General features: G+C 69.1%; 20 protein-coding genes. 10 read left to right on the top strand and 10 right to left on the bottom strand.

The features are described 5' to 3' along the window. Positions 1-10: 10 nt before the first annotated feature. Positions 11-1261 carry a trans-sulfuration enzyme family protein gene (locus F6W70_RS00260; RefSeq protein ID WP_151485603.1) on the bottom strand — a complete coding sequence of 417 codons (1251 nt, stop codon included), beginning with the start codon at positions 1259-1261 and terminating at the stop codon, positions 11-13. Positions 1262-1373: 112 nt separating this feature from the next. Between F6W70_RS00260 and F6W70_RS00255 the strand changes: the two genes are divergently transcribed. Both F6W70_RS00255 and F6W70_RS00250 read left to right on the top strand, forming a co-directional pair. Continuing rightward, positions 1374-1841 (top strand): Lrp/AsnC family transcriptional regulator, encoded by a 468-nt coding sequence (locus F6W70_RS00255; protein WP_151485602.1) that lies wholly within the window; start codon positions 1374-1376, stop codon positions 1839-1841. A 125-nt stretch (positions 1842-1966) separates the two neighbouring features. Then, positions 1967-3676: an AMP-binding protein gene (locus tag F6W70_RS00250; protein WP_318278760.1), complete on the top strand. Its 1710-nt coding sequence runs from the start codon at positions 1967-1969 to the stop codon at positions 3674-3676. 4 nt (positions 3677-3680) lie between these two features. On the opposite strand, the gene F6W70_RS00245 is transcribed toward F6W70_RS00250, so the two are convergent. After that, on the bottom strand, positions 3681-4103 hold the full coding sequence (locus F6W70_RS00245) for a hypothetical protein (protein WP_127483242.1): 423 nt from the start codon (positions 4101-4103) through the stop codon (positions 3681-3683). A 135-nt stretch (positions 4104-4238) separates the two neighbouring features. Then, positions 4239-5711 carry an MATE family efflux transporter gene (locus F6W70_RS00240; RefSeq protein ID WP_151485600.1) on the bottom strand — a complete coding sequence of 491 codons (1473 nt, stop codon included), beginning with the start codon at positions 5709-5711 and terminating at the stop codon, positions 4239-4241. A gap of 155 nt (positions 5712-5866) precedes the next feature. On the opposite strand from F6W70_RS00240, the gene cycA reads away from it, so the two are divergent. Continuing rightward, on the top strand, positions 5867-7336 hold the full coding sequence (gene cycA / locus F6W70_RS00235) for a D-serine/D-alanine/glycine transporter (protein ID WP_151485599.1): 1470 nt from the start codon (positions 5867-5869) through the stop codon (positions 7334-7336). Here cycA and F6W70_RS00230 read toward each other — a convergent pair. Beyond that, positions 7333-7788, bottom strand: coding sequence for a DUF2871 domain-containing protein (locus F6W70_RS00230; protein ID WP_151485598.1), 456 nt, complete (start codon positions 7786-7788; stop codon positions 7333-7335). The two genes, cycA and F6W70_RS00230, sit on opposite strands and share 4 nt — an antisense overlap. 281 nt (positions 7789-8069) lie before the next feature. Here F6W70_RS00230 and F6W70_RS00225 point away from each other — a divergent pair, with 281 nt between their 5' ends. Continuing rightward, entirely contained in the window at positions 8070-8741 is a 672-nt protein-coding gene (locus F6W70_RS00225; protein ID WP_170287833.1) for an LPXTG cell wall anchor domain-containing protein, read from the top strand. A 263-nt stretch (positions 8742-9004) separates the two neighbouring features. Here F6W70_RS00225 and F6W70_RS00220 read toward each other — a convergent pair whose 3' ends face one another. Genes F6W70_RS00220 through F6W70_RS00210 form a run of 3 tightly spaced genes read right to left on the bottom strand, consistent with a single transcriptional unit; the run spans position 9005 to position 13039 of the window. After that, complete coding sequence (locus F6W70_RS00220; RefSeq protein ID WP_055866687.1) at positions 9005-9628, bottom strand: response regulator; 624 nt, start codon at positions 9626-9628, stop codon at positions 9005-9007. Further along, positions 9625-10947, bottom strand: coding sequence for a sensor histidine kinase (locus F6W70_RS00215; RefSeq protein WP_151485596.1), 1323 nt, complete (start codon positions 10945-10947; stop codon positions 9625-9627). The genes F6W70_RS00220 and F6W70_RS00215 overlap by 4 nt, the downstream gene beginning before the upstream one ends. Then, complete coding sequence (locus F6W70_RS00210) at positions 10913-13039, bottom strand: MMPL family transporter (RefSeq protein ID WP_151485595.1); 2127 nt, start codon at positions 13037-13039, stop codon at positions 10913-10915. The genes F6W70_RS00215 and F6W70_RS00210 overlap by 35 nt, the downstream gene beginning before the upstream one ends. Before the next feature lie 215 nt (positions 13040-13254). Here F6W70_RS00210 and F6W70_RS00205 point away from each other — a divergent pair, with 215 nt between their 5' ends. The 3 genes from F6W70_RS00205 (at position 13255) to F6W70_RS00195 (ending at position 15929) form a co-directional block, all read left to right on the top strand. Continuing rightward, positions 13255-14241 carry an aldo/keto reductase gene (locus F6W70_RS00205; RefSeq protein WP_151485594.1) on the top strand — a complete coding sequence of 329 codons (987 nt, stop codon included), beginning with the start codon at positions 13255-13257 and terminating at the stop codon, positions 14239-14241. Positions 14242-14271: 30 nt separating this feature from the next. Beyond that, a complete protein-coding gene (locus tag F6W70_RS00200) occupies positions 14272-14925 on the top strand; it encodes an IMPACT family protein (RefSeq protein ID WP_151485593.1) in 654 nt (217 codons plus the stop codon). 71 nt (positions 14926-14996) lie between these two features. Next, a complete protein-coding gene (locus F6W70_RS00195; RefSeq protein WP_151485592.1) occupies positions 14997-15929 on the top strand; it encodes a J domain-containing protein in 933 nt (310 codons plus the stop codon). Between the two features lie 84 nt (positions 15930-16013). Here F6W70_RS00195 and F6W70_RS00190 read toward each other — a convergent pair whose 3' ends face one another. Then, positions 16014-22022: a beta strand repeat-containing protein gene (locus tag F6W70_RS00190; RefSeq protein ID WP_151485591.1), complete on the bottom strand. Its 6009-nt coding sequence runs from the start codon at positions 22020-22022 to the stop codon at positions 16014-16016. 197 nt (positions 22023-22219) lie between these two features. Here F6W70_RS00190 and F6W70_RS00185 point away from each other — a divergent pair, with 197 nt between their 5' ends. The 3 genes from F6W70_RS00185 (at position 22220) to F6W70_RS00175 (ending at position 25135) form a co-directional block, all read left to right on the top strand. Next, the gene (locus F6W70_RS00185) at positions 22220-22642 is read left to right on the top strand and encodes a Fur family transcriptional regulator (RefSeq protein ID WP_017829797.1); all 423 of its coding nucleotides are present in this window, start codon (positions 22220-22222) and stop codon (positions 22640-22642) included. Between the two features lie 77 nt (positions 22643-22719). Continuing rightward, positions 22720-24171 (top strand): catalase, encoded by a 1452-nt coding sequence (locus F6W70_RS00180; protein WP_017829798.1) that lies wholly within the window; start codon positions 22720-22722, stop codon positions 24169-24171. 163 nt (positions 24172-24334) lie between these two features. Next, positions 24335-25135 (top strand): alpha/beta fold hydrolase, encoded by an 801-nt coding sequence (locus F6W70_RS00175; RefSeq protein ID WP_151485590.1) that lies wholly within the window; start codon positions 24335-24337, stop codon positions 25133-25135. A 45-nt stretch (positions 25136-25180) separates the two neighbouring features. On the opposite strand, the gene msrA is transcribed toward F6W70_RS00175, so the two are convergent. Continuing rightward, positions 25181-25726, bottom strand: coding sequence for a peptide-methionine (S)-S-oxide reductase MsrA (msrA, locus tag F6W70_RS00170; protein WP_055871264.1), 546 nt, complete (start codon positions 25724-25726; stop codon positions 25181-25183). Further along, entirely contained in the window at positions 25723-26223 is a 501-nt protein-coding gene (gene msrB / locus F6W70_RS00165) for a peptide-methionine (R)-S-oxide reductase MsrB (RefSeq protein ID WP_055871267.1), read from the bottom strand. The genes msrA and msrB overlap by 4 nt, the downstream gene beginning before the upstream one ends. Positions 26224-26319: the final 96 nt, after the last annotated feature.

Here is a 26319-nt window from a genome sequence, read left to right as displayed (position 1 = left end):
AGCCACCTCCTCAGGCGCGAACAGCCCCCCGGTGTGTCTCGCTCGAGGAGGTGACCCGGTCGGAGAGGGGCGCTTCGACCGTGAAGGCCGGCGCAGCGGCGAACGCCTGAGCCAGATCGGCGATGAGATCGTCGACGTCTTCCAGGCCGATCGACAGCCGCAGCACGTCGGCGGCGGGCCGCGCCTCCGGCGGCACCGGGCGATGGGTGAGTGCGGCGGGGTGCTGGATCAGCGAGTCGACGCCGCCCAGCGAGACGGCGTGCGTGAACAGGGTCGTCGCGGTCGTGACGGCGGAGGCTGCGGCGAAACCGCCCCGCATCCGCATCGCGATCATCGCACCGGTGCCCCGCATCTGCCGTACCAGGATGCCGCGCGGGTCACCGTCCAGACCCGGGTAGTAGACCTCGGCGATCTCCGGCCGATCGATGAGCCACTGCACGATCCGTCGCGCACTCTCCTGCTGGTGCCGCACGCGCACCGGCAGGGTCGTGAGGCCACGGTGCAGCAGATACGCCCCGAGGGGATGCAGCAGCCCACCGGTCACCGCCCGCACGCGGCGCAGCGCCTGCGCCGTCTCCTCCCCGCACGCGACCACGCCAGCGATCACATCGCCGTGGCCGCCGAGGTACTTGGTGGCGCTGTGCAACGACATCGCAGCGCCCAGGTCGATCGGATTCTGCAGCACCGGGGTCGCGAAGGTGTTGTCGACGACGACCGGCACCGACCCGGCCTGACGCACCACGTCGGCGATGTCGGCGATCTCGAGCGTCGGGTTCGCCGGGGTCTCGACGACCACGAGGCCGGTATCGGGACGGACGGCTGCCGCGACCTCGTCGGGATGGCAGTAGGTGGTCTCGACGCCGAGCAGCCCGGATCCGAGCAGGTGGTCGGTGCCCCCGTAGAGCGGACGCACCGCGACCACGTGGCGCGCCCCCGTCGCACCGGTGTGTGCGAGGATCACGGCCGTCATCGCGGCCATGCCCGAGGCGAAGGCGACGGACGCATCGGCGTGCTCGAGTTCGGCCAGTGCCTCCTCGAAGCGGGCGACCGTGGGATTCCACAGCCGCGCGTAGACCATGCTGCCGTCGGCCGGGGGACGCCCGCCCGTCGCCATCGCCTCGTACGAGTCCCCGCCGCGCTCGATGTCGGGGAGCGGGTTCGTCGTCGACAGGTCGATCGGCAGCGCGTGGACCCCGAGACCCTCGAGATCGGAGCGTCCGCTGTGGACGGCGACGGTGTCGGGATGCAGCGGTGCAGTCATGCCTCCACGTTGCCGGAATCACGATGAATGCGCAGAAGATCGACAGAAGCCGCCAGAAAATCGATGCGGAACGCTACTCTGTGCAATATCCAGCAGGCAAGGAGGCCTTCCGTTGGCGAAAGCACAACTCGACGAGATCGACCTCGAACTGCTCGCGGTCCTCACTCGTGATGCCGAGACGACGAACAAGGCGCTCGCGCATCGGCTCGGCCTCGCCGAGTCGACCTGCGCGCATCGGGTGCGGGCGCTGCGCGAGCGCGGCGTCATCCGCGACACCCGCATCCGCATCGACGGGACCGCCCTCGGCTTCCCGCTCCAGGCGATCATCAAGGTGCGCCTCGCGAACCACACCGGGGCGAAGGTGACCGCGCTCTTCGATGCCCTCGCCGACATCCCGCGCGTGCTGCAGGTCTTCCACGTGGCCGGCGTCGACGACTTCCTCGTGCACGTGGCGGTGCAGGATGCGACGGCACTGCGCGACATCGTGCTCGAGCACATCACGGTCCATCCGGTCGTGCGCGGCACCGAGACCCAGCTCGTGTTCGAGCTGCGCGACGGACCGGGAGTGCTCTCCACCTGACCCTTCCGGTCGCAGTTCCTGCCGTCCGATTCCGTCTCAGGCGGCAGGAACTGCGACCGGAACGAGCGGGGCGTCGGTGCGTGCGCGAGGATGGAATGCACGTCAGCCAGGAGCAAGGGAGCACCATGAGCCGCAGCGCCACCGCCGCCACGCACACCGTCCGCGAGATGCGGGACTTCCTCTTCGCGAACGCCACGGACTACGAGGCGGCGCGGGCCGGGTTCGCCTGGCCGCAGGTGCCGGAGTTCAACTTCGCGCTGGAGTGGTTCGACGTGGTCGCTGGCGAGAATCCCGACCGACCGGCGGTGCAGATCGTCGAGGCCGACCTGAGCCTGCGCTCCTGGACCTACGGCGAGCTGTCGGCACGATCCGACCAGGTGGCCGCCTGGCTCGCCGCTCTCGGCATCGGCCGCGGCGACCACGTGATCGTGATGCTGAACAACACGATCGAGCTGTGGGAGGTGATGCTGGCGATCACGAAGATCGGCGCCGTCTCCATCCCGAGCTCGACCCTCCTCTCCGCGGCGGATCTCGCCTACCGCGTAGACCACGGCCGCGCGCGGGCGGTCATCACGCTCGGAGCCCTCGCCGACCGCCTCGACGGCATCGGGCCCGACATCCTGCGCATCGGTGTGGGCGACGGCATCCCGTCCGGCTGGGCGCGCTTCGATGATTCGACCGCTGCCACGGCGGTCTTCGAGCCCGACGGCCCGACCCCCTCGTCCGACACCGCCCTGCTCTACTTCACCTCGGGCACCACGAACCGGCCGAAGCTCGTGCAGCACACGCACGCCTCGTATCCGATCGGGCATCTGTCGACCATGTGGTGGCTCGGTGTGCGCCCCGACGATGTGCACCTCAACATCTCCTCCCCCGGCTGGGCGAAGCACGCCTGGTCGAGCTTCTACTCGCCGTTCCTCGCAGAGGCGACCGTCTTCGTCTACAACTACGCCCGCTTCGACGCGAACACGCTCATGCAGGTCATGGACACCCACCACGTGTCGACGTTCTGCGCGCCGCCGACGGTGTGGCGGATGCTGATCCAGGCCGACCTCGCCCGCCTCACCCACCCGCCGCGGGAGCTGGTGGGGGCGGGTGAGCCGCTGAACCCTGAGGTCATCGACCGGGTGCGCGACGCCTGGGGCGGAACGATCCGCGACGGCTTCGGCCAGACCGAGATGACCGCCTGCATCGGCAACTCCCCTGGTCAAGCCGTGAAGGTCGGTTCCATGGGCCGCCCCCTGCCCGGATACCCGGTGGTGCTGCTGGACCCCGTCACCGGAGAGGTCGTCGACGCCGAGGGCGAGATCGCGCTCGACCTGTCCCGGCCTCCGCTCGGGCTCATGGCCGGGTACTACGACGACCCAGAGAAGACCGCCGAGTCCCGGGCGGGTGGTTACCACCACACCGGCGACATCGCGGTGCGCGACGACGATGGCTACCTCACCTACGTCGGACGCTCCGATGACGTGTTCAAGGCCTCCGACTACAAGATCTCGCCGTTCGAGCTCGAGTCCGTGCTGCTGGAGCACGACCTCGTGATCGAGGCGGCGGTGATCCCGAGTCCCGATCCGACGCGTCTGGCCGTGCCGAAGGCCTACGTGTGCCTGACCTCCGATGTCGCAGCCGCCGACTCGGACGCGGCGCGCGCGATCTTCGCCTACGCGCACGAGCGGCTGTCGTCGCACCTGTGGGTGCGGATCATCGAGTTCGTTCCGGAGCTGCCGAAGACGATCTCGGGCAAGATCCGCCGTGTCGAGCTGCGCGCTCGCGAGGCCGCGCGGGTGGAATCAGGAGACGAGAGCGGACAGCACCGCGATCGCGACTACCGCTGAACGCTCAGCGTACGATCGCGACCGATGCCGTCGCCGGCCCGGTCTTCGACAGTGCTGGCTTCGAGGTCGGAGCCGTGGGTGCCTTCGAGGCGGGAACCGCCTTCGGCAGCGCGTCCTCGGCCGCACGGTCGACCCGTCCGTCACCGGCCGCGTTCACGATCGCACGCACGATGGCGCCGACGATCAGCATCGCCACGAGCGATCCGCACGCCACGATCAGCGGCGTCCAGTCCTGCCCGAACGAGGCTGCGACACTCATCAGCGCGCCCACGATCCACAGACCCACCGCGCCCCCGGCGAGCCCACCGGCTCCTCGGATGATCGCGACCGCCGCGACGATCGCGAAGATGGCGGCGAGCGCCGCACCCGCGTAACCGATCGGCACCATCACCGCGGCCAGATCGCTGGCCACTCTCATTGTCGTCATGACGACCCCCCGTCAGTGGTTACTCCACTCATTCGACATTAGAAGTGTCTCCCGGAAAGGGCATCCGTCTCAAGTGCGACGCGCATCATCCTGGAGGCGGATATCCGTACGGATCGGACAGACCGAGACGCGGCTTCAGCGGCGTCTCGGCCAGCGCAGGCGGCGCGCCCGCTGCACCCGCACCGGCCGGGTGACGACCGCATCCACGACCATCGACCCGTCGATCGGCCCGACGATCGCGATGGCCGAGGTCTCGGTCGCCTCCGCGGGGTCGATGGGCAGCCGCCCGAGCGCCCGATGGGCGCGGACGTACGCGGGCACGAGCAGCACGATCGCGCCGAGCCACGCGAGCGGGTTACTCAGGGCGACGCCGTCGAAACCGATCCACGCGCCCAGCACGATGGCCGCCCCCACGCGCATCACGAGCTCGATCACGCCGGTCACGGTGGGCACGAGAGTATGGCCGAGCCCCTGCAGGGCGCCGCGCAGCACGAACAGCATGCCCAGCGCCCAGTAGCCGCAGCCATTGATGATGAGCATCCGGTGCGCGTCGTCGACGACGGCGTCGGACCCTTCTCCGATGAACAGGCGCACCATCGGCGCACCGAACGCGATCAGCAGCCCGCCGAGCACGAGACCGGCGACGACGGCCATCCAGGTCGCCTCGACCACACCGCGGCGGATGCGGTCGGGACGACGTCCGCCGTGATTCTGCGCCGCGTACATCGAGACCGCGAGGCCGAGGGAGGAGAGCAGGGCGACCGCGAGGCTGTCGACGCGGGATCCCGTGGTGTAGGCCGCGACCGCATCGGCTCCGAGGGTGTTCAACGCCACCTGCACGGTGAGCGTGCCGATCGCGATGATCGACGCCTGGAAGCCCATCGGCAGGCCGAGGCGCAGGTGCTCGGCGATGTCGGCCCGGGTGATGCGCCAGTCCGCACGGCGCAGATGCAGCATGGGCAGGCGGCGGCGCACGAACTCGAGGCACAGCGCCACCGACACGGCCTGCGCGACGACGGTGGCGATGGCGGCTCCGCCCACGCCCCACTCGAGGGGGCCGACCATGAGCACGACGAGCCCGACGTTCAGCACGCACGAGACGGTGAGGAACACCAGCGGCGTCTTCGAGTCGCCGATCGCGCGGATGATCGCGGAGAGGTAGTTGAAGAACATCGTCGCGCTCGCGCCGAGGAAGCTGATCTGCGTGAAGATCGTGGCCTCGGCCATCAGCTCCGGCGGCGTCTGCAGCAGGGCGAGGATCGGGGCGGCGAGGAGGGGCGCTCCCACGGTCAGGATCACGCTCGTGAGGGCGCTCAGGAGAACGCCGGTCGCGACCGAACGACGCACGGCCGCGTCGTCTCTCGCGCCGAAGGCCTGCGCGATCGGGATCGCGAAACCGCTCGTCAGCCCCCAGGCGAACCCGAGCAGCAGGAACAGCAGGCTGCCGGTCGCACCGACGGCCGCGAGCGAGGTAACGCCCAGGTGTCGGCCGACGACGATGGCATCGGCGAACTGGTACAGCTGCTGCACCACGTTGCCGAGGAGGAGGGGGATGGAGAAGGCAAGGATGACGCGCCACGGACGGCCCGTGGTGAGGGAGGTGGCCATGAAGGAGCGGCTCGCAGAACTGAAGGGATGATCGGGGGTGGAACAAGCCTATCGAATCGATTCGGCGGAGCGGAATACCGGATCAGGATTCCGAGCATCCCGGACTCGGAAGGTACCGTCGGAACGACACCGTCGACGACGACCGGAGGAAGAAAGTGACCACGCAGCACACGGGGGGAACCGGACGCGCGCACGACGTCGCCGCGGACGGAGAGGAACAGCACCTGCGGCGCGCGCTGAGCAACCGCCACATCCAGCTCCTCGCGATAGGCGGGGCCATCGGCACCGGACTCTTCATGGGCAGCGGCAAGACCATCTCGGTCGCGGGCCCGTCGGTGATCTTCGTCTACATGATCATCGGGTTCATGCTGTTCTTCGTCATGAGGGCCATGGGCGAGCTGCTGCTGTCGAACCTGAAGTACAAGTCGTTCAGCGACTTCGCGAGCGATCTGCTCGGCCCGTGGGCGGGGTTCTTCACCGGATGGACCTACTGGTTCTGCTGGGTGGTCACCGGCGTCGCCGACGTGATCGCGATCGCCGGGTACACGGATGCTCTCATCCCCGGCGTCCCGCTGTGGATCCCCGGCGTCCTCGTCATCGTCATCCTGCTCGCCCTGAACCTCCCCACCGTCGCCGCGTTCGGCGAGATGGAGTTCTGGTTCGCGCTGATCAAGATCGTCGCGATCGTCGCGCTCATCATCACCGGTCTCGTGATGATCTTCACCGGCTTCCAGCATGACGCGGGCACGGCGAGCTTCTCGAACCTCTGGGACAAGGGCGGCATGTTCCCGCACGGGTTCATGGGCTTCGTCGCCGGATTCCAGATCGCGGTGTTCGCCTTCGTCGGCATCGAGCTCGTGGGCACCGCCGCGGCGGAGACCAAGGACCCGAAGCGCAACCTGCCCAAGGCCATCAACGCGATCCCGATCCGTGTGCTGCTGTTCTACGTGGGCGCGCTCATCGTGCTGATGGCGGTCACTCCGTGGACCGAGTACGTCGCCGGCGAGAGCCCGTTCATCGCGATGTTCGCCCTCGCCGGGCTCGGCATCGCCGCGACCGTGGTCAACCTCGTCGTGCTCACCTCGGCCATGTCGAGCGCGAACTCCGGCATCTACTCGACCTCGCGCATGGTGTTCGGCCTGGCGCAGGACGGCGATGCCCCGCGGGTGTTCGCCCGGCTCTCCCGCCGCCGGGTGCCGCAGAACGCGCTGTTCCTGTCGAGCATCCTGCTGCTCTCCGGCGTCGTGCTGCTCTACGCGGGCAAGGACATCGGCACCGCCTTCGACATGGTGACGACGGTCTCGGCGCTGTGCTTCATGTTCGTGTGGACGATCTTCCTGTGCAGCTACCTCGTGTACCGGCGCACCCGCAAGGACAAGGTCGCCGCCTCGACGTTCCGGCTGCCGGGCGGCGTGTTCATGGTCTACGTGGTGCTGGCTTTCTTCGTGTTCATCCTGTGGGCGCTCACGACGCAGCCCGACACGTTGACGGCACTTCTGGTGACGCCGCTCTGGTTCGTGCTGCTGTTCGTGGCGTGGATCTTCGTGCGCCGCTCACCGAACCACCTGGCCCGGCATGCGGCGCACATCGCCCACCTGCGCGACGACTCGGTCGAGGCGGACTAGCCGGCAGAGGCGGGGGCCGCGGGGATGGCCGGCGTCGCGGGTGCCGTGGCGAACAGGCGCTTGCGTAGTGCCAGGAACAGCAGGACCATCCCGGCGCTGAGCAGGATGTGCCCCATGCCGGCGATGCCCGCGATCATGCTCGACGACTCCTGGCCGAGCACCGTCAGGCAGCCGTGCCACACCATCATCGCCGACGTCAGCACGAGGCCGGCGTTGTACAGCCAGAAGAACCAGCTGAAGAGACGGCTCTCGGAGAGCGCGAACGCCTTCTCCAGGAGCAGGACGATCAGCAGCACGACGAAGCCCAGCGTGAGCAGGTGCGTGTGCACGAGGCCGAGCTGCGTCGCCTCGCCCTCGGGGAAGTCGTTCATCTTGGTGAACTCTCGGTAGAAGAGTCCGGAGGCGACGCCCACGAGCATGTAGGCGAACGCGGCGGAGAAGAGCTTGCGCATGAGAAATGTCCTTTCGAGGCCGACTCCAGCCTCGCGCCGCAACCCCGACAGCAGATCCATCGTTCGGTTGAGACGCCACGCCGGACCGACTCTCCGCACCCCGCGGCGATACCGGCGAGGCACAAGCGCTCTCCCGACGGGGCTCGCGTTCTACGTAATCGCGTCATGAAAACGCAGTTCATGTGTCTATCTCTATGACAGACACACTCTCGCCATTCGTCTCTCGACGGCCCGGCTCTCCCGGGTTCGGCCGCACTGCCCCCCCCGGAAGGACCCCACCGATGACACCCGATTGCCTCGCTGAAACCGGAGCGAATCCTGCCCTGCCGCTGGCCATAGGCGTGCTCCTGATCGTCGTCGGCGCCGGCATCTTCGCACTGCGGAAGCGCAGGTCGCCCAAAACCGGCGGGACAGTGCTCGCCGCCGCGGTGCTCGTGGCCGTCGGAGCCTTCGGACTCGCGATCGCCCCCACGTCAGCTCACGCCGCGGGGGTCGACCCGTGCGCGCCGGAGTCCAGTCTCCCGGGCAGTGAAGCCACTGCAACGCCGACGTCGACACCGACGCCAACACCGACGCCAACCGAGACGCCCCAGCCCGAGCCGTTCGCCGTACCGGACATCGTCATCGACCAGTTCCTCTCGTTCACCGACACCGGGTATACGGCTGGTTTCAACTTCGCGACGGTGGTCATCGAGCCCAGCTCGCCCGAGGCGACCATCGACTGGACGACTTTCGATCTCGACACCTCCGCACCCGGCATCCAGCAGACGAGGGATTTCGTGATCGACGCCGCGACGATCACGGTCGCCTTCGACGCGACGACGCAGATGCTCACGATGCAGGCCCCCTTCGCGGTCGACTACACCACGCTGTTCCCATTGCCCTATCAGGTGAGCGACACCGCCGGCGTCACGTCGACGCCGGGTAGCATCTCGGCGCTCCTCGCCCCGTGACACTGCCCTGAGAGCACTTCTCCGACCGAGATGCTGGTCGGAGAAGACTTCCTCAACGGGTTCAGGCTCGGTTCAGGCTCGTGCGCATCAGCGTCTTCGGTGTCTGCATGAAGTGAAGCTCACTCCGTAGGCGAACGCGGCGGAGAAGAGCCTGCGCATCGGGAATCCTTTCGGTCTGATTCCAGCCTCGTCGCCGCGCGGATTCCCGGGATCCATCGAACGGTTGAGATGCCGGAAGCGGGCCCGACGCGCAAGCGGAGGGCTCAGAGCAGGCCGCTGTCGCGCGCGATGGCGATGGCGCGCGCACGACTGTCGGCGCCGAGCTTCTCGAACACGTGCACGAGGTGGGTCTTCACGGTGGCCTCGGTCACGAACAGGGTCTTCGCGATCTCGCGGTTGGATGCCCCCGTGTCGAGCAGTCGGAGCACCTCCAGCTCGCGGTCGGTCAGGCGCACCCGCGGTGCGCGCATGACCTGCACGACGCGTGCGCTCAGCTCGGGAGTGAGCACGAGTCCGCCCGAAGCCGCCTGCCGGATCGCGCGCACGATGTCGTCGGGGGCGACGTCCTTGAGCAGGTAGCCGGCCGCTCCCGCCTCGATAGCGCCCAGGATCTCGGCGTCGCGGTCGAACGTCGTCAGGATCAGCACGGCGGGGGCCGGCTGCTGCGCACGCAGCGCGGCGGTCGTCTCCACCCCGTCCATGCCGTCACCCAGCCGCAGGTCGCACAGCACGACGTCGGGACGCAGATGCCGCGCGAGGGTCACGGCCTCCTCGCCGGATGCCGCCTCACCGACCACCTCGACGTCGTCGCGATGGTCGAACAGCGAGCGCACCCCGGCCCGGACGATGGGGTGGTCGTCCACGAGCAGCACGCGCACCGCGGTCATCCTTCACCCCCAGGTCGCCGTGCCTGAGCAGTGCCGCCCAGGGGGATGTGCGCCGAGAGCGCGGTGCCGTCACCCGGGGCGCTCTCCACATCGAGCCCACCGCCGAGCTCCCGCAGGCGCGCACGCATCGAGCGCAGCCCGTAGCCGCCGCCCCGACTGCCCACCCCGCCCTGCGCATCCCAGTGCCGGGCGTCGAAGCCGCGCCCGTCATCGACGATGTCGAGCCGCACGGTGTCGCCGGCATCGGCGAGGGTGACCACGACCCGGGTGGCCGACGCGTGGGAGCGGACGTTCGCGAGGGCCGACTGCGCCGTCCGCAGCAGGGCGACCTCGGCGTCGATGCCGAGCGAGGGCAGGTCGTCGTCGGCGTGCAGCGTCACCTCGATACCGGTCTCGTCGGCCAGGCGTTCGAGCATCCGGGCCAGGGCGTCGCCGAGCGCGGTGGATTCCAGCTCGGCCGGCATCAGCGCGTTCACGATGCGCCGCGCATCCGCCATCCCCTCCGTGGCGAGGGCACCGATCTGCTCGAGGGCTCGCGTGCGCTGGGCCGGATCGTCCGCCTCCAGGGCCGAACGCGCCAGCATCCCGATCGACGACACGCTCTGGGCGACCGTGTCGTGGATGTCGCGCGACACCCTGGTGCGCTCGGCGCTCGCCCCGGACTCGCGCTGAGTGCGGGCGAGCTCGTCCTGCAGCGCGGCCATCTCCTCCTGGGTCGCGACGAGCGAGGCGATCAGCCGACGCCGCTCCCGCCCGTCACGGACGAGCTCGAGGTATCCGCGGGATATCCCCAGCGCGAAGATGCCGCCGACGAGGGGACCGATCACGTTCGCATAGGTCGTGGCACCGGTGTGCAGCAGCGGGGCGCTCACCACGACCGCGAGGATCGCCACGCTGAGCAGCAACGCCCACCGCAGGCGCATCACGAACCCGGCGAGCAGCCACAGCGGGAAGGCGAGCCACACGAACTCGGGCGAGACCACGACCGCGCCGAGCCAGATGAGTGTCAGCCCGAGCAGCCACCACGTCGCCAACCGACGGTCGGAGATGCGCTCGCTGAGCAGCAGCCCGCCGCCGTACCAGCCGAGGAACACCAGCGAGAGGGCCAGCACCCACGGAAGCGGCACTCCGTCGGCTGCGGCGCGCCCGGCGCCGACCACGAGCAGCACGACCGTGATGACGGCCTGGCCTATCCGGATCGATCCGACCAGGCTCGCCCAGGTGCGCGGGGTGCCCGAGCCGGCCGCGCGCTCGTCGCGGCCGGCTCGCTGAGCCCGCGTGGGGTCAGCTCGCGGCGGGAGAGGTGTCGACTGCGGCATCCTCGTATTCTCCCCCGTGCGGTCGCTGCGCACCTCGATCGGTGGTGGATTCATCCGCACCGCTCTTTCCCGGCCACCACATCCGATCCCCGACGATCGCGAAGATCGCGGGGACCACGAGGGTGCGCACCACGAAGGTGTCGACGAGCACGCCGATGCCGACGATGAGCCCGATCTGTCCGAGAGTGACCAGCGGCAGCAGCCCGAGGGCGGCGAACACCGCTGCGAGCACGACACCGGCGCTGGTGATCACGCCCCCCGTCGCCGTGAGCGCTCGGACCATCCCCTGCCGCGTGCCGACCGTCCGCGCCTCCACGCGCGCCCGGTGCACCAGGAAGATCGTGTAGTCGATTCCGAGCGCCACCAGGAACAGGAACGACAGCAGCGGCACCTGCAGGTCGAGGGCATCCCATCCGAACAGCACCCGGCTCAGCCAGGTGCCCGCGCCGATCGCGGCGACGGCGCTGAGGATGTTCACCAAGAGCAGCAGCACGGGTGCCACCAGGGAGCGCAGCAGCACGATCAGGACGAGCAGACTGACCGCGAGCACGAGCGGGACCAGCAGCTGCAGGTCGCGCTGATTGCCCTCGCGCGCGTCGAGATCCGCCGCCACCGGACCACCGACCACGGCATCGGCCTCCGGCACCGAGGCCGCGGCCTCTCGCACTGCACTCACGAGATCGAGGCTCTCCGGGGTGCCCGGCGCCGGTTCCCCGACGACCATCAGTCGCGTGAGTGCGCCATCGGTGCTCTCACCGGTCGTCGACACCCGGAGCACGCCCGGCACGTCTTCGACCGCGCCGGCCAGCGCATCGGCTGCCGCCGTGTCACCGATCACGATCATCGGCTGAGCCTCACCGGCGGGGAAGTGCTCGCCCAGCACCGTGAGCCCCGTTGCCGATTCCGACGCGACACGGAACTTCTCCACCTGGGTGAGCCCGACGGATGCTCCGGCGAGACCACCCGCGAAGACACCGAGCAACGCCAGCCCGCCGACCAGCGGCACCCACGGACGCCGGGAGACGCGCTGCGCGACAGCACCCCACACGCGACCGGTCTTCGCGTCATCGCCGACCCGCGGCGCGAACGGCCAGAAGATGCGGCGGCCGCACACCGCGAGAGCGGGCGGCAACACCAGCAGCACGGCGGCGAGGGCGATCAGAAGGCCGATGGCCGAGGCGATGCCGAGTCCACGCGTGCCAGGGATCACCGCGAGGGCGAGAGTCGACAGGGCGAGCACCACGGTGAGGTTCGAGGCGACGATCGCGGGTGCGGTGGCGCGCCACGCGCCGACGAGCGCACGACGGTGATCGGACTCATGCGCGAGTTCCTCGCGATAGCGCGAGATCAACAGGAGCGCATAGTTCGTCCCGGCGCCGAACACGAGCACGCTCACGATGCCGGAATCGAACTGCAGCCCGAGTCCGGCACCGATCGCCGCGGTGGCCTTGTTCGCCAGCTGGTCGGCGAGGGCGACGACGACGAGGGGGATCATCCACAGCACGGGCGAGCGGTAGGTGACGATGAGCAGCAGCGCGACGATCCCGAGTGTCACCATCAGCAGCGTGAAGTCGGCGCCGTCGAACGCGGAGGCGACGTCGACACCGAACGCGGGTCCACCCGTGACCTGCACGCTCACCCCCTCGATCGGATGCTCCGTCACGGTGTCGCGCAGACCGTGCACGGCCTCTGCGGCGGCATCGTCGTCGGCGAGCGTGAGCGTCGCCTGCAGCACCGCGGCCTTCTCGTCTTCGCTGACGATCGGCCCGTGCGGCTCGTGCCCTGTCTCCGCTTCGACCTCTGCCGAGAGGGAACGCAGGGCGGCGATGTCGTCGGCGGCGAGTCGCTCACCGTCGTCTCGGGACGCGACCAGCAGCACCGTGGACTCATCCGCGTCGGGGAACTGCTCGGCGAGGGCGGCCGTCCGGGCCGACTCGGAATCCGGCGGAGCCACATCGGTGCCCGAGGGCAGCGACGCCCGGCCGAGCGCCCCGAGGAGCGCGGTGAACGCCACGACGGCGACCAGCAGGGAGATCCACCCGCCGCGTCGCGAGGTGAGCCACAGGGGAAGAGAGCGGAGGGTGCGGAGCATGGATCCAGTCCAGCCGTCGCCGCCCTTCCGAGGATCGGGCGGGGGGCTGAGACTCGTCTCCACCGTTCGATGGATGCGGCCCTGCCGCCCGCGACCTTCCCGCCAGCGGGGTCCCGGCCAGCGGGGTCCCGACAGGACCTCCCTCGGCACCGTGCGTGCGCGTAGCGTCGGGGCAGGCCGTCGATCCGTCTGCGGCCACGACGAAAGGACATCCCATGCACACGCGCACTCTCGGACAGGGCCTCCAGGTCTCTGCGGTCGGACTCGGCTGCATGGGCATGTCGCAGAGCTACGGGCCCAACCCCGGAAGCCGCGATGACATGATCGGGGTGCTGCGGTCGGCGATCGAGCACGGCGTCGACTTCTTCGACACGGCCGAGGTGTACGGCCCGTATGTGAACGAGGAGCTCGTCGGCGAGGCGCTCGAGCCGATCCGCGATCGCGTCGTGCTCGCGACGAAGTTCGGGTGGGACATCCAGGACGGCAGGAGCGTGGGGCTCGACAGTCGGCCCGAGCAGATCCGGCGAGTGGCCGAGGCGTCGCTGCGGAGTCTGCGCACCGACGTGATCGACCTCTTCTACCAGCACCGCGTCGACCCCGACGTGCCGATCGAAGACGTCGCCGGGACCGTCGGCGAGCTCATCGCCGAAGGGAAGGTGCGCCACTTCGGGCTCTCCGAGGCCTCGGCGGACACGATCCGCCGCGCACATGCCGTGCACCCGGTCACCGCGCTGCAGAGCGAGTACTCGCTGTGGACCCGCGATCCCGAATCCGAGATCCTGCCGGTGCTCGCGGAGCTGGGCATCGGATTCGTGCCCTTCAGTCCGCTCGGCAAGGGGTTCCTGACCGGGACGGTCGACACGGCAGCCGACTTCGCAGCCGGCGACATCCGCGCCACGATCCCGCGGTTCACGGCCGAGAACCGGGCGGCGAACCATGCGCTCGTGGCGCACGTGGCAGAGCTGGCCACGGCGAAGGAGGCCACACCCGGTCAGATCGCTCTGGCATGGCTGCTCGCACAGCAGCCGTGGATCGTGCCGATCCCCGGCACCCGACGCACCGTGCGCATCGCCGAGAACGCCGGAAGCACGGCGGTCGCCCTGTCGGCCGACGAGGTCGCCGACCTCTCGACCCTCGCCACGCGCGTCGGGGTGAGCGGCGACCGCTACAACCCGCAGCAGATGGCGTTCGTCGACCGTTGAGTCCTCCGCGGCCTCGGTATCGTGAGGCGGGTGATCTCCGCCCGCAGCTATCCCGCGACCATCGCGTCCGCTGTCGAGCACGAGACCGTCATCCGCAAGTCACGCTTCCTCACCCGCATCGAGCCCGTCTCCTCGGTCGAGCAGGCCGACACCGTGATCGCCGCCATCCGGAAGAGGGCCTGGGACGCCAACCATAACTGCACCGCGATGGTGACGGGTCTGCTCGGCGATCAGGCGCGGTCCTCGGATGACGGCGAGCCCTCCGGCACCGCGGGGATACCGATGCTCGAGGTGCTGCGTCGGCGCGAGCTGACCGATGTGGTCGCGGTGGTGACCCGCTACTTCGGCGGTGTGAAGCTCGGGGCGGGAGGCCTCGTGCGCGCCTACTCGTCCGCCGTGTCTGAGGCACTCGATCTGGCGTCCCTCGTGCGGCGGGCAGCCCTCCGGCAGGTGACGCTCGAGGTGCCGCACGCAGACGCCGGCCGCTACGACAATCTGCTGCGCGACTGGGCGGTCCATCATGGTGCGACGCTGGGCGCGCCGAGCTATGCCGCGATGGCCACGCTCGAGCTGTGGGTCCCCGAGGCCGAAGTCCCCCGGCTCGTCGATGATCTGGCCGCGGCATCCGCGGGTGCGATCGCGCCTGTCCTCGGTGTCGAGCGCATCGTCGACGTGCCCGCCTGACACCGACGGGCATCGGCGAAACCACAACGAACGACGGATATCCTGGATGCCGCGGTCGCGGAGGGAGAGCGATGTTCGACAGTCCGCTCTCGGCCTCGGCCTACGAGATCCTCGGGGTCGACCCCTCCGTCGACGACGCCGAGCTGCGCCGCGCCTACCGTCTGCGGCTGCGCCAGACGCACCCGGACGCCGGTGGCGACGCCGCGATCTTCATCCAGGTGCAGCGCGCGTGGGAGCTGGTCGGCACCGTCGAGAGCCGTGCCGCCTACGACCGCCGCTCAGGTGTGGCGTCAGCGGCGACACCCGACGCCGACACCGGGTGGAGCGGATGGCGCCCTCAGGCAGCGCGCACCGACACCCGTCCGCGCGCCCGCTCCTACGGCCACCCCGGCGGATGGCGTCGTGAGCGCTACCTCGTCCTCATCCGCGAATGGGCGGGCCGTGGCGTCGAGGTCCCCGACCCCTACGACCCCGCCCTGGTGCGCTCGGCTCCCCGCGATCTGCGCCGACTGCTCGCCGATGCCCTGGCGGAAGAGGCCACGGCGCGCACGGTCTCCGACCTCGGCATGGGCTTCACGGTGTGGCACGACGTGGCCGTGGGGACGGATGCCGACGACAAGCTCGACCATGTGGTGCTGGGCCCCTCCGGCCTGTACGGGGTGATGTCGGAGGACTTCGGAGGGGTGGTCGGCTTCCGGCGCGGCGAGATCACCGGGCCGAGCCTGGGAACCCGCGCGCCGGTCACGGCTGCCCTCGGTCGGATGCGCTCGATCGCCAAGACCGCCCGCGTGCGCTTCAGCGGTGCGATCATCGTGCTGCCCGACGACGACCTCGCGCAGGCCGTCACACCGCTCGGCACGAGCCGCGGCGTTCCGGTCGTCGTCGTGCGCCGCAGCGCGCTGGCGATGGTGTTGCGTCAGGGCGTTCCGCAGGCGCGGGCGATCGGCGGGAACGAACTGTTCGACGTGCGCACCCGACTGCAGCAGACCGTCCGCTTCGTCTGACGCCGGTCGGCCGTGCGGGCCCACGAGCTGGTCGTGGGACCAGCTCGTGGGCCTGCACTGCGCCTCACGATCAGGCGCTCAGGGTCAGGTCAGTCGACGACGCCGGATGAGCGCCGACCCGACGACCAGCATCAACCCTCCGAGGAGCAGACCGGCCGAGAGCGTTCCGCCGGTCACCGCGAGGGTGGGCGGCGGCGACGGGAAGACCCGTGTGGTCGTCTCCGAGGTCGGCGGGTCGATCGGGTCCCCACCGGGCGTGGTTCCCGTTGCCGTGGCCACATTGCGCACCTGTCCGTTTCGCACGTCGGCAGCGGTGACGGTGTGCGCGGGCACGGTGCAGGTCATCTGCGCTCCGGAGGCGAGGCTGGTCTGCGGACACGAGACCGCACCCGCGGTGGGGTCGGACACCACGATGTCGGCGACCGTCTGAGCGCCGGTGTTCGTCACGATGATCGTCCACTCGATGCGATCACCCGGATCGATCACGCCGTTCCCGTTGACGTCGACCGGATTCGCGCGCTTCTCGAGTCCGAGCGAGTTGGTGCCGTCGAAGGGCACCTCGACCGTCGACGGCGGCGACACCGGCGGCTCACCGGAAGGCGGCGTACCCGTCGCGGTGGCGGTGTTCGTCAGCAGCCCGGAATCCACGTCGGCCTGCGTCGTCTGATACTCCGCCGTGCAGGTGACGAACTGGCCGGGCAGGATACTCGCGGCTCCTGCCGGGCACGTGACCACGGGAGCGGTGCCCGTCCCCGTGAACGCCGTCTCATCGACGCTCACGTCGGTGAGGGTGACGTTGCCCGTGTTGGTGACCACGAACGAGTACGTGAGCGTCTGCCCCACGGTCGTCATCGTCTCCGGCGTCGCGGACTTCACGATGCTCACTCCGGGAGCAGGGTCCGCCGGGACCTCGGTCGTCGACGGAGGTGAGACGGGGGGCTCGCCCGTCGGCGGGGTACCGGTCGCGGTGGCCGTGTTCGATACGCTCCCGGAATCGACATCCGCCTGCGTCAGCACATACGACGCCGTGCACACCACCTGAAGACCCGGCGCGAGCGAGGCCGCACCCGCCGGACACGTGATCGCGGACAACGACCCCGAACCGGTGAACACACCCTCATCCACCCTCACATCCGTGAGAGTGACATTGCCGGTGTTGGTCACCACGAACGAGTACGTGATCTCCTGACCCACCACATACGCATCAGCCGTATTCGGGCTCGCCGACTTCACCATCGTGATCCCCGGAGCCGGCACCACCGGAATCTCCAGAGTCGACGGCGGAGACACCGGCGGCTCACCCGACGGCGGAGTACCCGTCGCCGTCGCCGTGTTCGACACGCCACCCGCATCCACATCCGCCTGCGTCACCACATACGACGCCGTACACGTCACCGCTGCCTCCGGAGCCAACGACGCCGCACCCGCCGGGCACGTCACCACCGGAGCAGTCCCCGTCCCCGTGAACGCCGTCTCATCCACACTCACATCCGTCAGCGTCACATTGCCGGTGTTCGTGACCAGGAACGAATACCCGATCGTCTGACCCGCCGAAGTGATCTCCGTCGTGTCAGCGCTCTTGACCACCGTGATCCCTGGAGCCGGCACCGCCGGGACTTCGGTCGTCGATGGGGGTGAGACGGGGGGCTCGCCCGAAGGCGGAGTACCCGTCGCCGTCGCCGTGTTCGACACACCTCCGGAGTCCAGGTCGGCCTGCGTGACGACGTACGACGCCGTGCACGTGACATCGGCTCCCGGTGCGAGCGAGGCCGCACCCGCCGGGCAGGTGACCACCGGAGCGGTCCCGGTCCCGGTGAAGGCCGTCTCATCCACACTCACGTCGGTGAGGGTGACATTGCCGGTGTTCGTGACCAGGAAGGAATACCCGATCGTCTGACCCGCCGAGGTGATCTCCGTCGTGTCCGCCGACTTGACCACCGTCAACGCCGGAGCCGGCTCCGCCGGGACCTCGATCGTCGATGGGGGTGAGACGGGGGGCTCGCCCGACGGCGGGGTACCCGTCGCCGTCGCTGTGTTCGACACGCCTCCGGAATCGACATCCGCCTGCGTCACCACATACGACGCCGTGCACGTGACATCGGCTCCCGGTGCGAGCGACGCCGCACCCGCCGGGCAGGTGACCACCGGAGCGGTCCCCGTCCCGGTGAAGGCCGTCTCCGCCACCGACACATCCGTCAGCGTCACATTGCCGGTGTTCGACACCAGGAACGAATACGCAATCGTCTGACCCGCCGAAGTGATCTCCGTCGTGTCAGCACTCTTGACCACCGTCAACGCCGGGGCCCGCTCCGCCGGGACGTCGGTGGTGGATGGGGGTGAGACGGGGGGCTCGCCCGACGGCGGGGTACCCGTCGCGGTGGCCGTGTTCGACACGCCTCCGGAATCGACATCCGCCTGCGTCACCACATACGACGCCGTGCACGTCACGTCGGCTCCCGGAGCCAGCGACGCCGCACCCGCCGGGCACGTCACCACCGGAGCGGTCCCCGTCCCGGTGAAGGCCGTCTCATCCACACTCACGTCGGTGAGGGTGACGTTGCCGGTGTTCGTGACCAGGAAGGAATACTCGATCGTCTGACCCGCTGCCGACAACTCGTCCAGATCAGCAGACTTCACCACCGTCAATCCCGGGGCCGGGTCCGCCGGGATCTCCAGAGTGGACGGGGGCGACACCGGCGGTTCGCCGGAAGGCGGAGTGCCCGTCGCCGTGGCCGTGTTCGACACGCCTCCGGAGTCCAGGTCGGCCTGCGTGACGACGTACGACGCCGTGCACGTGACCGCAGCCCCCGGCAACATAGTCGCGGCTCCCGCCGGACACGTGACCACGGGAGCGGTGCCCGTCCCCGTGAACGCCGTCTCATCGACGCTCACGTCGGTGAGGGTGACGTTGCCCGTGTTGGTGACCAGGAACGAATACTCGACCGTCTGACCCGCCGATGTGAGCCCGTCCGCATCCGCCGACTTCACAACGGTCAACGCCGGGGCCGGGTCCACCGGCACCTCGGTCGTCGACGGAGGTGAGACAGGGGGCTCGCCCGTCGGCGGGGTACCGGTCGCGGTGGCCGTGTTCGACAGGCTCCCGGAATCGACATCCGCCTGCGTCAGCACATACGACGCCGTGCACACCACCTGAAGACCCGGCGCGAGCGAGGCCGCACCCGCCGGACACGTGATCGCCGACAACGACCCCGAACCGGTGAACACACCCTCATCCACCCTCACATCCGTGAGAGTGACATTGCCGGTGTTGGTCACCACGAACGAATACGTGATCTCCTGACCCACCACATACGCATCAGCCGTATTCGGGCTCGCCGACTTCACCATCGTGATCCCCGGAGCCGGCACCACCGGAATCTCCAGAGTCGACGGCGGAGACACCGGCGGCTCACCCGACGGCGGAGTACCCGTCGCCGTCGCCGTGTTCGACACGCCACCCGCATCCACATCCGCCTGCGTCACCACATACGACGCCGTACACGTCACCGCTGCCTCCGGAGCCAACGACGCCGCACCCGCCGGGCACGTCACCACCGGAGCAGTCCCCGTCCCCGTGAACGCCGTCTCATCCACACTCACATCCGTCAGCGTCACATTGCCGGTGTTCGTGACCAGGAACGAATACCCGATCGTCTGACCCGCCGAACTGATCTCCGTCGTGTCCGCCGACTTCACCACCGTCAACGCCGGAGCCGGCACCACCGGAATCTCCAGAGTCGACGGCGGAGACACCGGCGGCTCACCCGACGGCGGAGTACCCGTCGCCGTCGCCGTGTTGTCGAGCGAGTCGGTGCGGTAGTCGTCTGCCGTCGTCGTATACGTCGCCGTGCACGTCACGCTGGCCCCCGGCGCGAGCGACGCCGCACCCGCCGGACACGTCACCACCGGAGCGGTGCCCGTCCCCGTGAACGCCGTCTCATCCACACTCACATCGGTGAGAGTGACATTGCCGGTGTTCGTCACCAGGAACGAATACCCGATCGTCTGACCCGCCGAACTGATCTCCGTCGCATCCGCCGACTTCACCACCGTGATCCCCGGAGCCGGCACCACCGGAATCTCCAGAGTCGACGGCGGAGACACCGGCGGCTCACCCGACGGCGGAGTACCCGTCGCCGTCGCCGTGTTGTCGAGCGAATCGGTGCGGTAATCGGCTGCCGTCGTCGTATACGTCGCCGTGCACGTGACCGCTGCCTCGGGAGCCAATGATGCCGCACCCGCCGGACACGTGACCACCGGAGCAGTCCCCGTCCCCGTGAACGCCGTCTCATCCACACTCACATCCGTCAACGTCACATTGCCGGTGTTCGTCACCAGGAACGAATACGCAATCGTCTGACCCGCCGAAGTGATCTCCGTCGTGTCCGCACTCTTGACCACCGTCAACGCCGGGGCCGCCGCGGCGGGCACCGTCACAGTGGAGGGGGGAGACACCGGAGGAACGAGGATGCCCGGAGGTGTTCCCGTCGCCGTCGCCGTGTTGGAGAGGGAGCCTCTGTCGATGTCGGCCTGTGTGAGCGTATAGCTCGCCGTGCAGGTCGTCGAGGCGCCGGCGGCGAGGGTCGTCGTCGGACACACTGCCGGCGAGATCGTCCCCGAGCCGTCGAACGCGGTCTCGGTGACCGCGACGCCGGTGAGAGTCACGTCGCCCGTGTTGGTCACCAAGAACGAGTAGTCGATGACCTGCCCGACGGTGAAGGCCTCCGGGCCGGAGGGTGTCGCGGACTTGACCAGCGAGATCCCCGGATTCACGGCGGCGATGGTGAGGGCGTAGTCCTCCACCTCGCCGGTGATGGCGGCACCCGTCGGGGTCGCCGTCGTCAGATCCGTGCCGTTCGCGATCCGGAATCGCGCGAACGTCGGGCCGGCGACCGTCTGGGAGATGATCCCCGGCCACGTGAGCGTGACGGACGAACCATCCGCAGTTCCTGCAGGCACGGGCGCGGAGACGCCCTCGTTGGCGTCGAAGACACCGTTCCGGTTGAAGTCGACCCAGCCGACGAGGGTCGCGTTCGTTCCCGGCGCCTTGTTCGCCACCAGCACCGACACGGAGTAGCTGCTCGTGATGCCGGCCGTGATGGGCCCGAACGTCGAGACGCCGTTCTCGTCGTTGATGAACTGGTTCGGGGCCGCGCCGCCGACCTGGTTGTCACCGGTCGCGTTCGCGCTGTACTGCATCGCCGCCTCGGTGTCGGCGGACCATCCGAGATACGTCGCGGCGTTCAGCTCGTGGGAGGCGGAGCCGTAGCTGGCGGGAGCATCGCCGAAGTCGTCCGGGATGGTGGCGCACGAGGGGTTGAATCCGTCGATGCCCTCGCCGCCGCTCTGCGCGCGGTAGCCGCGCACCACGATGTCGCTCGTGCCGGTCGTGGTCCCGGGACCGCAGCGAGGGGTCGGAGTCTGGAGCCCCCCGGTGGTGTTGAAGTTCTCGCCGATGGTCAGCACCGTCGGGGTGGCCGCCAGGTTGACACGGAGCTGCCCGGCTGCGGTGAGGATCATCGGTCGGCAGGTGATCTGGACGGAGGACGGCCAGCGCGCCACCCCGTCGCCGACGAAGGTCGTGCCGGTGATGCGATGCACGAACGTGTTGGCGGGGCACGTGCCGGTCTGCAGGTTGCCCCGGCTCTGGTCGTAGACCGGGCCGTTGATCCACGTCGGGTTCACGGTGCCGGTGACGACGCCGGCGTTGCTCACCGTGATCGTCGAGCACTGCACGGCGAAGCGCGTCAGGATGGCATTCGCGCTGGTCGGGTTGATGTTCTGGCGGTTCTCGGTCCGCACTCCCGTGAGCACGGAGTTCGATGGGCACTCGGTCGGCGCGGTCAGATCCTTGTCGGATCCCACCACCGCGGCCTCGAACGACGGGCCGAGGTAGAGCTGGGCGGCGTCACCGGGGGCGGCCGCCGCCGTCGTCGCAGGAACGACGAGACCCGCCAGCACGAGCGTCAGCAGTGCGACGACGGCGAAGGGCTTGCGACGCGCCCGGGAGAGCCGAAGACGAGCGAGGAACGATTCGCGCCGCCGCTCGCGCACTCGCTGGATGGCACCGGACGTGCTGGTCTGAGAATGCATCGAGGCCCCCTCGCGTCGCAGAAGCGACGTCCTCGTCGCTCAAGCTGAGATTTTGCCCAGAGTACAGGAGGCGTCACCGGAGCCCACAGGTTTTTTCCACTTCACCTGGGTGAGTTCCGAACGTGCCGGAAGGACCCGAGGCAGAATCCCGGCATTCGTTCTTTTGAGTTATTCAAATCACGGGGTACACTCGAGGCATGGAGACGGAACTCGACTCAGCGCTTCGCGGTGCCGGGCTTCGTGCGACCGCGGGCCGCGTCGCCGTTCTCGAGGCTCTCGACTCCATGGCCCATTCAGACGCGGAACGGCTCTACCGCGCTGTGTCCGAAGTGCTGCCGACCACGTCGATCCAGTCGGTGCACAACATCCTCGCGGACCTGACGACGGCGGGCCTCATCCGCCGGATCGAACCGGCAGGCTCCGCGGCGCTCTACGAGCGGCGCATCGACGACAACCACCATCACGTCGTCTGCACCTCCTGCGGTGCCATCGGCGATGTGGACTGCGTCGTCGGTGAAGCGCCGTGTCTCACCCCGTCCTCGACGGGGGGATTCACCGTCCAGACAGCCGAAGTCACCTTCTGGGGCCTCTGCCCCAGTTGCCAGAACGCCGCACAGTAGCAGTCCGCCGATCGCCCATCCTCGGATGGGGTGTTCGTCGCGCCTGCGCGGATGCGGATAAGGAGAAGGAGAACACCATGACGAAACCTGCCACCACGACCCAGACCGGGACCCCCGTCGCGAGCGACGCGCACTCCCTCACGGTCGGCGCCGACGGCCCCACCGTCCTGCACGATCGCTACCTGGTCGAGAAGCTCGCCTCCTTCAACCGGGAGCGTGTGCCGGAGCGCAACCCGCACGCGAAGGGCGGCGGCGCGTTCGGCGAGTTCGTCGTCACGGAAGACGTGTCGGCGTACACCAGGGCCGCGGTGTTCCAGCCCGGCGCCGTGAGCGAGACACTCATCCGCTTCTCGTCGGTCGCCGGAGAGCAGGGGTCGCCCGACACCTGGCGCGACGTGCGCGGATTCTCGCTGCGTTTCTACTCGACCGAGGGCAACCTCGACATCGTCGGCAACAACACCCCCACGTTCTTCCTGCGCGACGCCATGAAGTTCCCCGACTTCATCCACTCGCAGAAGCGCCTCGGCGACTCGGGTCTGCGCGATGCCGACATGCAGTGGGACTTCTGGACGCTCTCGCCCGAGACCGCCCACCAGGTCACGTACCTCATGGGCGACCGCGGCCTTCCCCGCAGCTGGCGCCACATGAACGGCTACGGCTCGCACACCTACCAGTGGGTGAACGCGGCCGGCGAGCGGTTCTGGGTGCAGTACCACTTCCTCTCCACCCTGGGCTTCGAGACCATGGAGGCCGACGAGGCAGAGAAGCTCGCCGGCTCGGACGCCGACTACTACCGTCGCGACCTGTTCGACGCGATCGCGCGCGGCGAGAACCCCTCGTGGGATGTGTTCGTGCAGATCATGCCGTACGACGAGGCCAAGGACTACCGCTTCAACCCCTTCGACCTCACGAAGACCTGGTCGAAGAAGGACTACCCGCGCATCAAGGTCGGCACGTTCACGCTGAACCGCAATCCGCAGAACTTCTTCGCCGAGATCGAGCAGGCCGCGTTCTCGCCGGGGAACCAGGTGCCCGGCACCGGGATCTCGCCCGACAAGATGCTCATGGCCCGCGTGTTCTCCTACTCCGACGCGCAGCGCTACCGCATCGGCGCCAACTACAACCAGCTGCCGGTGAACCAGCCGCACGCCGCCGAGGTGCGCAACTACATGCACGAGGGGCAGATGCAGTACCGGTTCAACCCGGCCGAGCACCGCACCTACACCCCGAACTCCTACGGCGCTGCGGGCGGCCCCGAGGCCGATCCCGCGGCCGGCGTCGAGGCGAGCTGGGAGTCGGACGGCGAGCTCATGCGCGCCGCCGCCACCCTGCACTCCGAAGACGACGACTTCGGCCAGGCCGGCACGCTCTACCGCGAGGTCTTCGACGCCGAGCAGCGGGCGCGCTTCCTGGAGACCCTCACCGGCCAGGGGCGCTCGATCACGATCGACGCGATCCGCGAGCGCTTCTTCCAGTACTGGACGAACGTCGACGCCGACCTCGGCGCCGCGCTGCGTGCGCGCTTCTGATCCGCACGATCATCTGATCGGCTGGGTCACCTGATCCGCACGGTCACCTGATCCGCACGGCCTCCCGGGGACACCTCGTCCCCGGGAGGCCGTTTCGTCGTGTCGCCTTTCCCGGGGGAACCGTCCTGCGCCGACGACCCGGGAACGGGTCCAAGATGGAGGAGTGGCCGTCCCTCTCTCCGACCTGACCAGCATGCCCGAGCCCCAGCAGGTGTACGCCGCCGACGGCACCCGGCTGGCGACCTACACCTGGGGCGAGCCCGACGCCCCCGTCGTGGTGATCGTGCACGGCTTCGCCTCGAACGCACGCGACAACTGGGTGCTGACCGGCTGGGTGCGTGAGCTCACCCGCGCGGGCTATCGCGTGCTGGCGCTCGACCAGCGCGGGCACGGGCTCAGCGAGAAGCCGCACGACCCCGACGGCTACCGCATCCGCACCCTCGTCACCGATGTCGAGACGGTGATGGACACCTATCTCGTCGACGACGCGTTCTATGTCGGGTACTCGCTCGGTGCGCGCGTGGGCTGGGAGGTGGTGCGCGAGCTGCCGCACCGCATCGGACGCGCGGTGCTGGGCGGAGTTCCTGACGGCATTCCGCTGGCCCGCCTGGATCTCGACCAGGTGCGCAGATACATCGCCGACGGCACGCCGGTGGCGGATCGGACGACCCAGAACTACATCGCGCTGACCGAGCGGGTGCCGGGCAACGACCTGCAGGCGCTGGTCGCACTCGCGGAGGGTATGCGGGCGTCGGGCATGATCGACCCCGACCCCTCTGATGCGCCGACCCGGCCCATCCTGTTCGCCACCGGATCGAAGGACGCCATCATCGAGGGCTCGCGGGCGCTGGCCTCAGCGACCCCCGACGGACGATTCTTCGAGATCCCGAACCGGAATCACTTCAACGCCCCGGGCTCGCGTGACTTCAAGGACGCGGCCGTGGCGTTCCTGGCAGAGGCGTAGCCCGGTCGAAACGACCGGGCTACGCGCAGCCGGAGACCGCTGTCGTCAGACGGCGGCGGCTTCGTCGCGCTTCGGCAGCACCCATCCCGCACGGGGGAAGTGGCAGGTGTAGCCGTTGGGGTACTTGATCAGGTAGTCCTGGTGCTCCTCCTCGGCCTGCCAGAACGGGCCGGCAGGCTCGATCGTGGTGACGGCCTTCGCGGGCCAGAGGCCGGAGGCGTCGACATCCGCGATCGTGTCGCGCGCGACCGTCTCCTGCTCAGGGGAGAGCGGGAAGATCGCGGAGCGATAGCTCGACCCGACGTCGTTGCCCTGACGGTTCAGGGTCGACGGGTCATGGATCTGGAAGAAGAACGCCAGGATGTCGCGGTAGGTCGTCTGGGCCGGGTCGAACACGATCTCGACCGCCTCGGCGTGACCGGGGTGATTGCGGTAGGTGGCGTGGTCGTTCGAGCCGCCGGTGTAGCCGACCCGGGTGCTGAGCACACCGGGCTGGCGGCGGATCAGGTCTTCCATGCCCCAGAAGCAGCCGCCGGCGAGCACGGCGGTCTCGGTGCCAGGGGTGCGGGTGATGTTTCCCGTGTCGGTCATGACTGCTCCTCAGAGGTGTCGGTGGGGGTGTCGGTGGTGGGGGTGTCCGTCGTCGCGGCGAAGAGGGGACTGTAGCGACCGTACCCCTCCTCCTCCAGACTGGCAGCCGGGATGAAGCGGAGGGCCGCCGAGTTCATGCAGTAGCGAAGTCCGCCCTCGGCGCGGGGGCCGTCGTCGAAGACGTGCCCGAGGTGGCTGTCGGCTCCGGCCGAACGCGCCTCTGTGCGCTTCATCCACAGCGAGCGGTCGGTGCGCGTGGTCACCGCGTCCGCCTCGATGGGCTTGGTGAAGCTCGGCCACCCGGTGCCGCTGTCGAACTTGTCTGTCGACGAGAACAGGGGCTCTCCCGAGACGACGTCGACGTAGATGCCGTCTTCGTGGTTGTTCCAGTACGCGTTGCGGAACGGCGGTTCGGTCGCGTCCTCCTGGGTCACCTCGTACTGCAGGTGGCTGAGGCCGCTGACGGCCTCGGGGGTCTTGCGGTAGTCGTTCGACATGATCTGACTCCTTGTCCGACGTCGCTGGCTGCGGCGTCATAGAAGGAGAACCGACGAGCGGCCCGTTTTGGTCCCGTGGCCCTGGGAGCGGGCTGT

This window comes from Microbacterium maritypicum (assembly GCF_008868125.1).
Classification (GTDB): Bacteria; Actinomycetota; Actinomycetes; order Actinomycetales; family Microbacteriaceae; genus Microbacterium; species Microbacterium maritypicum.
The sequence above is the reverse complement of the archived record's forward strand: the minus strand, read 5'-3'. Positions and strand labels throughout refer to the sequence as shown.

What these genes read in the sequence shown, in the direction of transcription:
- F6W70_RS00260 (WP_151485603.1), bottom strand. Translation starts at nt 1,261, where the DNA reads ATGACTGCACCGCTGCATCCCGACACCGTCGCCGTCCACAGCGGACGC.
- F6W70_RS00250 (WP_318278760.1), top strand. Translation starts at nt 1,967, where the DNA reads ATGAGCCGCAGCGCCACCGCCGCCACGCACACCGTCCGCGAGATGCGG.
- F6W70_RS00245 (WP_127483242.1), bottom strand. Translation starts at nt 4,103, where the DNA reads ATGACGACAATGAGAGTGGCCAGCGATCTGGCCGCGGTGATGGTGCCG.
- F6W70_RS00240 (WP_151485600.1), bottom strand. Translation starts at nt 5,711, where the DNA reads ATGGCCACCTCCCTCACCACGGGCCGTCCGTGGCGCGTCATCCTTGCC.
- F6W70_RS00230 (WP_151485598.1), bottom strand. Translation starts at nt 7,788, where the DNA reads ATGCGCAAGCTCTTCTCCGCCGCGTTCGCCTACATGCTCGTGGGCGTC.
- F6W70_RS00225 (WP_170287833.1), top strand. Translation starts at nt 8,070, where the DNA reads ATGACACCCGATTGCCTCGCTGAAACCGGAGCGAATCCTGCCCTGCCG.
- F6W70_RS00220 (WP_055866687.1), bottom strand. Translation starts at nt 9,628, where the DNA reads ATGACCGCGGTGCGCGTGCTGCTCGTGGACGACCACCCCATCGTCCGG.
- F6W70_RS00215 (WP_151485596.1), bottom strand. Translation starts at nt 10,947, where the DNA reads ATGCCGCAGTCGACACCTCTCCCGCCGCGAGCTGACCCCACGCGGGCT.
- F6W70_RS00210 (WP_151485595.1), bottom strand. Translation starts at nt 13,039, where the DNA reads ATGCTCCGCACCCTCCGCTCTCTTCCCCTGTGGCTCACCTCGCGACGC.
- F6W70_RS00205 (WP_151485594.1), top strand. Translation starts at nt 13,255, where the DNA reads ATGCACACGCGCACTCTCGGACAGGGCCTCCAGGTCTCTGCGGTCGGA.
- F6W70_RS00195 (WP_151485592.1), top strand. Translation starts at nt 14,997, where the DNA reads ATGTTCGACAGTCCGCTCTCGGCCTCGGCCTACGAGATCCTCGGGGTC.
- F6W70_RS00190 (WP_151485591.1), bottom strand. Translation starts at nt 22,022, where the DNA reads ATGCATTCTCAGACCAGCACGTCCGGTGCCATCCAGCGAGTGCGCGAG.
- F6W70_RS00185 (WP_017829797.1), top strand. Translation starts at nt 22,220, where the DNA reads ATGGAGACGGAACTCGACTCAGCGCTTCGCGGTGCCGGGCTTCGTGCG.
- F6W70_RS00180 (WP_017829798.1), top strand. Translation starts at nt 22,720, where the DNA reads ATGACGAAACCTGCCACCACGACCCAGACCGGGACCCCCGTCGCGAGC.
- msrA (WP_055871264.1), bottom strand. Translation starts at nt 25,726, where the DNA reads ATGACCGACACGGGAAACATCACCCGCACCCCTGGCACCGAGACCGCC.
- msrB (WP_055871267.1), bottom strand. Translation starts at nt 26,223, where the DNA reads ATGTCGAACGACTACCGCAAGACCCCCGAGGCCGTCAGCGGCCTCAGC.